We start from the raw sequence: 331 nt of genomic DNA, 5'->3' as shown, positions 1-331 counted from the left end.
CTTGAGAAAGAAAAAGGTCAATTACAATCACAACAATTAAAGAAAAAACAAGATGAACTCACAATTTATAGTAATTTCGCTGGTGTTGTGCAAAAGTTAGATAAAGATGCAGCACAAAGTTCAGCGCAAGCAATGGGTGGACAAGGAAAATCATTTTTACAAATCGCTTCTAAAGATTCATTCCAAATTCAAGGGACATTAACAGAACTTCAAAAATCACAAATTCAAAAGGATCAACCATTTACTGCAACTGCAAAAGCAAATAGTAAGAAGAAATGGACAGGTAAAATTACAGAGGTAAGCGAGTTCCCGACAAGTGCAGAAATGGCGC

1 pseudogene is annotated in these 331 nt (G+C 35.3%); it reads left to right on the top strand.

What is annotated here, in order from left to right:
- A pseudogene (locus BPMYX0001_RS24360) lies at window positions 1-331 on the top strand (efflux transporter periplasmic adaptor subunit); the annotation flags it as partial.

The organism is Bacillus pseudomycoides DSM 12442, assembly GCF_000161455.1.
GTDB lineage: Bacteria > Bacillota > Bacilli > Bacillales > Bacillaceae_G > Bacillus_A > Bacillus_A pseudomycoides.
This window is presented reverse-complemented; position numbering and strand designations above follow the sequence as displayed.